At 67.0% G+C, this 8,416-nt stretch carries 6 protein-coding genes; 3 read left to right on the top strand and 3 right to left on the bottom strand.

Features of this window, described 5'->3' with window-relative positions; genetic code table 11:
• From AB1634_17685 to AB1634_17675, 3 genes are all read left to right on the top strand, one after another.
• Positions 1-737: glutamate synthase (locus AB1634_17685; protein ID MEW6221348.1), on the top strand; the 737-nt coding region annotated here is incomplete at its 5' end.
• Between the two features lie 335 nt (positions 738-1,072).
• On the top strand, positions 1,073-2,005 hold the full coding sequence (locus AB1634_17680) for a hypothetical protein (GenBank protein MEW6221347.1): 933 nt from the start codon (positions 1,073-1,075) through the stop codon (positions 2,003-2,005).
• A 238-nt stretch (positions 2,006-2,243) separates the two neighbouring features.
• Positions 2,244-2,654: a type II toxin-antitoxin system prevent-host-death family antitoxin gene (locus tag AB1634_17675; protein MEW6221346.1), complete on the top strand. Its 411-nt coding sequence runs from the start codon at positions 2,244-2,246 to the stop codon at positions 2,652-2,654.
• A 271-nt stretch (positions 2,655-2,925) separates the two neighbouring features.
• On the opposite strand, the gene AB1634_17670 is transcribed toward AB1634_17675, so the two are convergent.
• The 3 genes from AB1634_17670 to AB1634_17660 form a co-directional block, all read right to left on the bottom strand.
• Positions 2,926-5,292, bottom strand: coding sequence for a right-handed parallel beta-helix repeat-containing protein (locus AB1634_17670; GenBank protein ID MEW6221345.1), 2,367 nt, complete (start codon positions 5,290-5,292; stop codon positions 2,926-2,928).
• A 111-nt stretch (positions 5,293-5,403) separates the two neighbouring features.
• Positions 5,404-6,675 carry a gephyrin-like molybdotransferase Glp gene (gene glp, locus AB1634_17665; GenBank protein ID MEW6221344.1) on the bottom strand — a complete coding sequence of 424 codons (1,272 nt, stop codon included), beginning with the start codon at positions 6,673-6,675 and terminating at the stop codon, positions 5,404-5,406.
• On the bottom strand, positions 6,672-8,309 hold the full coding sequence (locus tag AB1634_17660) for a molybdopterin-dependent oxidoreductase (GenBank protein ID MEW6221343.1): 1,638 nt from the start codon (positions 8,307-8,309) through the stop codon (positions 6,672-6,674). Before AB1634_17660 ends, glp begins: the two co-directional genes overlap by 4 nt.
• Between the last annotated feature and the right edge of the window lie 107 nt (positions 8,310-8,416).

Raw genomic sequence — 8,416 nt, 5'->3', positions numbered from 1 at the left:
CCAGGCGCTTTGCCGCCGAGGCGGAGAGCCGCCGGGCCTGCCTGCGGCTCTCCGCCTCGGTGCCGGGGAACGGGCTGTGCGCCTTCATCACCCCCAGCATCGACGTGGTGGTGGAGGGGGGCTCCCAGGACGGGGCCGCAAAAGGTGCCTTCGGCGGTTTCCTGGGGGTGTTCAAGGGCCGCAACCGGGAGGGGATGCGGGTGGACGGCTCCACCGGCAAGAGCTTTGCCTACGGCGCCATCCGGGGCTGTCTCATGGTCCAGAACCTGGCCGACTCCCGGGCCTCGATCCGCATGTCCGGGGCAGACGTGGTCTTCGGCGGCCGGCTTACCACCCCGCTCCGGGACGAAGAAGGCAATCTCGCCTCCCGGGCCCATCTCAAGGGCTTTGCCTTCGAGTACATGACCGGCGGCCGGGCGGTGGTGCTGGGTGACCCCGGCCCCTGGATCTGCGCCGGCATGACCGGCGGCGTCATCTACCAGTGCCTCTACCCGGAACTGGGCCTCGATGAGGCTGCCCTGACCCGCCGCCTGGCCCGGGGCGCCAACGTCTTCATCGAGCCCCTCACCGACCAGGGCGCCGCCGACATCGGCGAGCTCTTGGCCCGCTACATCCGGGAGCTGGAGCAAGGCTTCCAGCCCGAGGAGGCGGCCGCGGTAGCCGCCCTCCTGGCCCAGGCCCGGGAGCGCTTCGTCATGATCGTGCCCAAGGCGCTGAAGCCGGCGTCGGCGGAGTAAGGCGGTTTTCAACAGCAGATGACCGCCGGGCAAGCCGAGCCAGGGTGCAGCCGCACCGCCCGCCCCCATCCTGCCCACTGAAGCAGATGCAAGATTCATCGCCAAGACCTGCGGACCAGAAGGGAGCGTATTGGAACCTCCTGCTTTTTTGTTGTAGCGTATTTCTCATGTTGTTTCTTCTGGAGTTGTCCCTCCGTTGGCGTGGTGAGTCTGCAAGCGTAGTGGATGCAGATCTCGCCCACAGTGTGATCTGTCGACCTGACCCGATTCTGGGCTGGAGGGGTGAGCCAGGCAGTGAAGCCTTGATATCGTTCCCTGAGCCAGACATGGAGGAAATGCACATTGTCTACAACAGCAATGGCTTCTGGGACGATGAACGTGGACGAGACAAGGCCCCTGGCGTCAAGCGCGTTCTCTTCCTGGGCGACTCCTTTACCATGGGATATGCTGTCCAACGCGAGGAGCGTTATACCGATTTGGTTGCTGGCATGCTTCCCGAAGGTGTCGAGGTAATAAACCTGGGAATGTGGGGTTACAGCGCGGACCAGCAATACCTCGTCCTGGAAAGAATCGGTATTGGCTTCAACCCTGATGTCATTGTGCTCGCTGTATTTCTCAACGACTTTTTCGAGACCAACCTTTATGCCGTGGGCAATGGATATCTCAAGCCGAAATTCAAAGCAAATCGCGATCTTGATATTGAGCCGGAAAACCTTCCCTTGCCGGACAACCATGGAGAGAGTCACCTGTGGAATCAGGTGGTAACCCGCTATTACTTGATGCGCAACCGGATCTTTCTCGGTGCAGGCTTTCTCCGTGCAGGTTGGATTGGCGCGCTCGTCGACACCTCGTATGCCGACAAGGGGTATTATGCACTCTGTCTTGCATTGATCGACAAGATGCGAGAGGTGGCCGCAGCCCGGGGAGCGGAATTCCATCTGGTCTACATCCCCTATCGCAGCTTTGTTATCCAGGAGCCGGCCTCGACACTCGGGAAGCTGACCCGGGATCTAACCGTTGCGCCGGAACATGTCGATCTCTTTCTGCCGCAGAAGATGCTGCTTGGCTACTGCCGCGCCGCTGAAGTGTCCTTTCTTGACCTGACCCCTGTTTTCGATGAGTACAAGAACAAGGCATCTCTCTTCTTCCGCAATGACCTTCACTGGAACAGTGCTGGTCATCGAGTCGCTGCCGCGGCAATTTATGATTTTCTTGCCACCAACAGCAAGACACTCAGGTCTGTTCTCGACCATCGTGCGGGCAAATGACCGAGCACCTGATCACAGGATGACTTCACCCGCGCCAGGAGAGGTCCCGGGGCTTGGCCTTTGGCAGCGGCGGAGATGCCCGAGAGCCTGGGGCCATAGCGATGGCAGCTGGCAGCCCGGCCGGGCTGTGGCGGCCGCATTCCGGACCTCGGTCACTGCCCGCCGTTCTCCGCCGGCGAACTGGCAGGGGTTGTCGAGGGCTTCCTGCCCCGCCAGGCGCAGGCGCGGACCTCCCCGCTTGCGCCTGGCGCGGGGCGGCTTCCCCGAAGCGAACGAGCGCCAGGCCGACGACCGTCGTGCCGCCTGGCTTGCCGCCTATGTCTCGACCATCCTGCAACGGGATGTGCGGGATCTGGCCCGGCTGGACGCCCTTGTCGCCCTGCCGGATCTCCTGCGCCTGCTGGCCAGCCGCGTTTCCGGTCTGCTGCGTCTCGCCGCCGTCAGTCGCGACATCGGTCTGGCCCATATGCCACGCTTCCGAAGCAACCTCAGCCGCTTGCTGGAAGAGGTCCGGCATGGACAGAGGGTCGTGGTCACCCGGCGCGGCAAGAAGGTCGCCTGCCTGGTGCCGGTGACCCGGGAGAACCTCCTGCCGAGCCTGTCGGAATTCCGTGATTCCATCCAGCGGCAGGGGGCACCGTTGAGCTAGGCGGTCGTGGACGAGCGCAACGAGGAACGCTCTTGAGCTGCATCGACACGAGCGTGCTCGCCGGCCGCCCCTGACCGTGCGGGTACAAGGGCCAGACGCTGAGCCCGAGCTACGTGGCCAGGCTCGAAATCCACCACCGGATCGAGGTCGCTTTCCGTGCTGGCCTCGCCACGGCAGACCGAGCCGAATGCACGGGCAGTGCGCCCCCCCTAACGCCCGGCGATAGCCAGCATCTCGTCCCGCTGCTGGCGTCGTTTTTCAAAGGTCCGGATCATTCCGTGCCTCCTTTCTTGGACACCTGGCCCACCCTCACGGCGCTGGCACGATTGATTGGGGTGATCGTTACCGCTTTGACGGCAGCGCCGGACCAGTTGCCGGCGGTGTCCCGCTCCTGCACCTCCAGGATGTGGCTGCCGGGGGATAAACTGGCGGCGGGGGCGAAGCTGGTGGCAGTGGTACCGGTCCAGACCCCATGGTCCAGGCGCAGGCGGAAGGAGCCGTTGCCACCGCCTCCGGCTACCCAGGTCCAGGTCGGGGTGCGGTCCGGGGTGGGCGAGGCGGCGGTGACCACAGGCGGTTGGGGCGGTGCGGTATCCACCTGTACCGCCTGCAGCCCGGGCTGGGACCAGCCACAGCCCGGGACATGGGCGGCCACGGCCAAAAGATGCGGCCCGTCCGCCAGGGGCGTGGCCGGGGTGAAGCGGAAGGCGGTGGTCCTGGTCCAGGGCCCGTTGTCGAGGCGGCGGCGGAAGAGGCCGTCGTGGCCATCGGGGCCCCTCCAGGTCCAGGTCGGCGTGGGGTTGCGGGTGGGTGTTCTGGCGGTCACCGCCGGCGCCGGGGGCGGGATGTCCTCTGGCGTGGCGACGACCTGGAAGGGGAGATTGGTGATCCCCACCCCGCTCCCCTCGGTGTAGACGGCAAGATCGGTGGCCGCGAAGACCACTTGGTTGAGGCCGCAGCGGCCGATACCGGGCGGGGTGCCGGGCTTGACCGTGAAGAAGTAGCTGCCCAGAAGACCCACCCGGTTTTCCACCCCCTCGAAGACGTCTTCGGTCATCCGCATGTTGTCATCCGCCTCCCCGTCCGCTGCCGTGGCGTCCAGATGGTCGCAGCAGGCGGCGCGCATCCCCAAGGGGTGGAAGAAGTCCGGCGGCTTGGCCCCGCTGGCGCCCTCGGCCGGCAGCTCTGCCCGGGTCAGGGTCAGAAAGTCGGGGATCATAAGATCCCACTCTGCCAGAAAGAAGGCCTTGCCCGGAAGCGGGGTGGTGTCGGCGTAGACATCCAGTCGGTGCTCGGTTGCGCCGTCTGCCACCCAGAAGCCGGAGGCCGGCAGGGTGCTGATCATGATGAAATGCCCACCCCGGGCGCTGGTCCGCTGGCGGCTCCAGTCCGCAGGATCGACCGCAAAGAGGCTCCCGCCCTGGCCGACGACCAGCCGGCCGCCGGGGGCGCCGGCCGCCGCCGGCACGGCGGTCATGGCCGTGGCGCCGCGCCAGTCGAAGGGCGCCGCCGTATACTCCCAGTCCTCGGGCCTGATCTGGTCCAGCACCCCGTTCGCCAGCACATACACCAGGCCGTCCAGATCGGCCACCGGCGTTTCCAGCCCACCGGTCGCCGGCCAGCGGGGATCCGGCGACACCAGCCGGCTGTCCCGGGTCAGCTCCAGCTCCCAGTACGGGTTGTCCGGCTGCAGCACCACGCGGTTGCCCAGGGCGGTGTGGCTCTCACCGGTGTCGATCCAGATGCCGGCGTCGTAGGCCCCCAGGACCTGGTTGTTGAGGAGGGTAATGTCCACGGCTGGCCAGCCCAGGGTGTCATCCGCCTCGACGCTCAAGCCATAGGTGCGGGGATTGACGACCACGTTGTGGGCGATGGTGACCGAGCTGCCGCGGGCGCACACCAGGGCCGAGGCCACACGCAGCGGCTGCACCCGGTGGTAGTCGTGGTCATAGACCACGTTGTTGGTGATGGAGTTGCCGGCGCCCACGGCTGAGCGGCCAAAGTAGATGCCATGCCGGGTCGCGTTTCGGATGAAATTGCGGGTGATGGCCACATGGGACGAGTTGGCGCAGGCGATGCCGTAGCCCCAGCCCGAGTCGGTGCCCACGGTGTCCAGGATCATGTTCCGGGTGATCTCCACCCGGTCATAGACGCCGGACGGCGAGGTGCCGATGTTGATCCCCACCGCCACATCGCTCACCAGCAGATCCTGGAACCGGACGTCGGTCACGCCGGTGGTGCTGGTGTAGTTGCCGATGGCGTGGGTGTTGGTGGCCAGGGGCAGGGTGCCCTCGAGGTGGAGCTTCTCGATGGTCAGCCGGTGGACGTTGCTGCCGACATAGAAGCCCAGGGCCAGGTCGGACGCCAGCTTGATCCGGGTCTTACGCCAGCCCTGGCCGGTGATGGTGAGGCCCGTCTTGTCCTGGATCCACACCCCCTGGTCGTAGGGCGGGTGGGCGGTCAGATGGAAGGTGCCGGCGGTCAGGGTAAGCACCGTATCATCCCCGGCCGCAGCCACGATGGCGGCCAGATCGTCAGCCGGGGTGACGGTGATGCAGGTGGTGGCGAGCGCCGGCGAAGGCGGGAGGTTGGCCATGAGGCAGACGGCAAGACCGAGGATGAGCGTACACAGTATCATGGCGGGGCACCTCCGCGAAGGCCCTGTCTCCAGTATAGCAGCCGGATGGAACGGGAGAAGGGAGCAAGAAGCGGATCACCCTGTTCGGGCTGGTAGCCCCGCCGGCCCGGGTCAGCCGGCGCCCCAGGAGATGGTGTTGAAGGGTAGGACCTCCACCTCCTCGTCCTGGTCGATGGAGGAGACGCCGGCGGGCAGCTGCAGAAAGCAGTTGGCGCGGCTCATGGAGCTCAGCATGTGGGAGCCCTGCATGCCGGTGGTCCGTACCAGCAGCCGGCCATCGGCGCCCTGCTCCAGGATGCCCCGCTGGAAGTCGGTGCGGCGGCGGCCTTTGATCAGCGCCTGGGCGGCGTGGGCCCGCAGCCGCAGCCTGGGCGGCGGCTCTTCGCCGGCCAGGCGCAGGATGGCGCCCCGGACCAGCACCATGAAGGTGGCCAGCACCGACACCGGGTTGCCTGGCAGGCCGAAGAACAGGGCCGAGCCGACCCGGCCGAACAGGAGGGGCTTGCCGGGCTTCATGGCGATCTTCCAGAAGAAGATCTCGCCCAGCCGCTGCAGGGTCGCGGTGACGTAGTCAGCGGCGCCCACCGACACGCCGCCGGTGGACAGAACAAGGTCGGCCTGGCCGGCCAGGCCGGTCAGGACCGTCTCCAGGGCCTGGGGATCGTCGGGCACGGTGCCCCGATCCAGGATCCGGACCGACAGCCCCTCCAGCATGGCGTGCAAGGTGTAGCGGTTGCTGTCGTAGATCATGCCCGGGGTCAGGGGCTGGCCCAGGCCCTGCAGCTCGTCACCCGTGGAGAAGAAGGCGACCTTCGGCTGGCGGCGCACGCACACCTCGGCCAGACCCAGGGAGGCGATGAGCCCCAGGTCGGCGGGCTCCAGGCGGTGGCCTTGCCGCAGCACCGACCCTCCGGCGGCGATGTCCTCGCCGGCCCAGCGCACGTGATCCCCGGGCCGATGCTGGCCGGACTGGACCCGGATGCTGTCCCCCAGCCGCTCCACGTCCTCCTGCCGGAGCACGGTATCACAGCCCGCCGGGAGCACAGCGCCGGTCATGATCTGGACGCACTCCCCCGGACCCACCGCCCCGGCAAAGGGGTGCCCGGCCAGGGCCCGGCCGATGACAGCCAGCATGGTGTCGGACAGGGCGGGCAGGTCTCGGCTGTGGAGGGCGTAGCCGTCCATGGCCGAGGTGGTCCAGGGGGGCAGCGGCCCTGGGGCAAAGAGGTCGTGGGCCAGCACCCGGCCCAGGGCCGAGCGCAATCCCAGCCGCTCGTGGCCCGTGACCGGCTGCACCTGGGCCGCAATGGCCGCCCGGGCCTCTTCGACGCTCAAGGCGATGGGCTGGTCCTCGGCCTCCCGCAGCAGCGCGGCCGGTCTCACGGCAGCGCCCCCCGGGCCACCACCTCGACCCGGATGGCGCACAGCTTGTACTCCGGGGTACGGGACAGCCGGTCCAGGGCATCGAGGGTGAGATGGTTGACCGGGGCTTCCGCGTAGTTGTACGTGGTGAAGACCGTGCCCGGCTGAGTACGCTCGGTCACCGTGGCCCGGATGGTCACAGCACCCCGGCGGGAAGTCAGGCGCAGGAGGTCGCCCTCCTGAATGCCGTAGCGCTCGGCATCAGCGGGATGAACCTCGGCCAGGGCCTCCGGGGCGATGGCGTTGATCTCCGGGGTCTTGCCGGTCATGCTGCTGAAGTTGTACCGGGCGTAATGACGGCCGGTGGTGAACAACAGGGGGTAGGCATCGTCCACCGGCTCCCGGGGTGGGATGTAATCCTCGGGCACAAAGAGGCCCTTGCCCCGGGCAAAGGAGCCGATATGGAGCACCGGCGTGCCGGGATGCCCCTCATCCGGCACCGGCCACTGCAGGCCGACCTCCTCCAGCCGCTGGTAGGTGATGCCCTGGTACTGGGGCAGGAGCTGGCAGATCTCCCGGAAGATCGCCTCCGGGCCGGCATAGTCCATGGGGTAGCCCATCTTCCGGGACAGCTCGCAGAAGATCCGCCAGTCCGGCTTCGCCTCGCCGGGCGGCTCCACGGCCTGGCGCACCCGCTGCACCCGGCGCTCGGTGGAGGTGAAGGTGCCGTCCTTCTCGGCGAAGCAGGCGGCCGGCAGCACCACCTCCGCTGCCTTGGCGGTCTCGGTGAGAAAGATGTCCTGTACCACCAGGAAATCCACCTCCCGCAAGGCCTCCTGCACATGGCCGATGTTGGCATCCGCCAGGGCCGGGTCCTCGCCAAAGATGCAGAGGGCCCGGATCTCGCCGCGCATGACGTTGTGCCACACCTCGGTGGCCGGCTTGCCCGGCCGCCTGGGCAGCTTGACCTGCCAGAGCTTTTCGTAGCGGGCGAAAAGATCCTCGTTGTCCAGACCGCCGTAGCCGGGCAGGGTGTTGAACAGGGCACCCATGTCGCAGGCGCCCTGCACGTTGTTCTGGCCCCGCAGGGGGTTGCAGCCGCCGCCCTCTACCCCCACCTTGCCGCAGAGCATGGCCAGGTTGGCAATGCTCTTCACCCGGTCGGTACCGGTGGTGTAATGGGTGATGCCCATGCCATGGAAGATGGCGTGCCGGCCCGGTGCGGCATACCTCCGGGCCGCCTGAACAAGATCGGCCACCGGGATACCGGTTACGGCCGCCACCTGGTCCGGCGGATAGCGCGCGACCACGGCGCAAAGATCCGCGAAACCCTCGGTGCGCTCGGCGACAAAGCCCTTATCCCAGAGGTCCTCCCGGAGGATGATGTGCATGAGGCCATTCAAGAGGGCCACATCGGTGCCGGGGGTGATCCGCAGCCACAGATCGGCCCGCTCCGCCAGCCGAGTCCGCCGCGGATCAACGACGATGAGCTTGGCGCCCCGGTCCACTGCCTGGTGGATCCTGAGGCCGATGGTGGGATGGCTGGTGTCCGGGTTGCTGCCGATCATGAAGAAGAGATCGGTCTTGCCGTGCACCGCATCGGCGATGGAGTTGGTCATGGCGCCGCTGCCGAAGGTGATGGCCAGACTGGCCACCGTGGGCGCGTGTCAAAGGCGGGCGCAGTGATCGATATTGTTGGTGCCGATCGCGGTCCGCATGAACTTTTGCATCAGGAAGTTCTCTTCATTGGTCGCCCGGGCGC

It is taken from the genome of Thermodesulfobacteriota bacterium (assembly GCA_040755095.1).
In the GTDB taxonomy this organism is placed as follows: Bacteria; Desulfobacterota; Desulfobulbia; order Desulfobulbales; family JBFMBH01; genus JBFMBH01.
This window is presented reverse-complemented; position numbering and strand designations above follow the sequence as displayed.

Excerpts from the sequence above, each read along its gene's own strand:
- AB1634_17680 (MEW6221347.1), top strand. The coding sequence starts at position 1,073 with ATGCACATTGTCTACAACAGCAATGGCTTCTGGGACGATGAACGTGGA.
- AB1634_17670 (MEW6221345.1), bottom strand. The coding sequence starts at position 5,292 with ATGATACTGTGTACGCTCATCCTCGGTCTTGCCGTCTGCCTCATGGCC.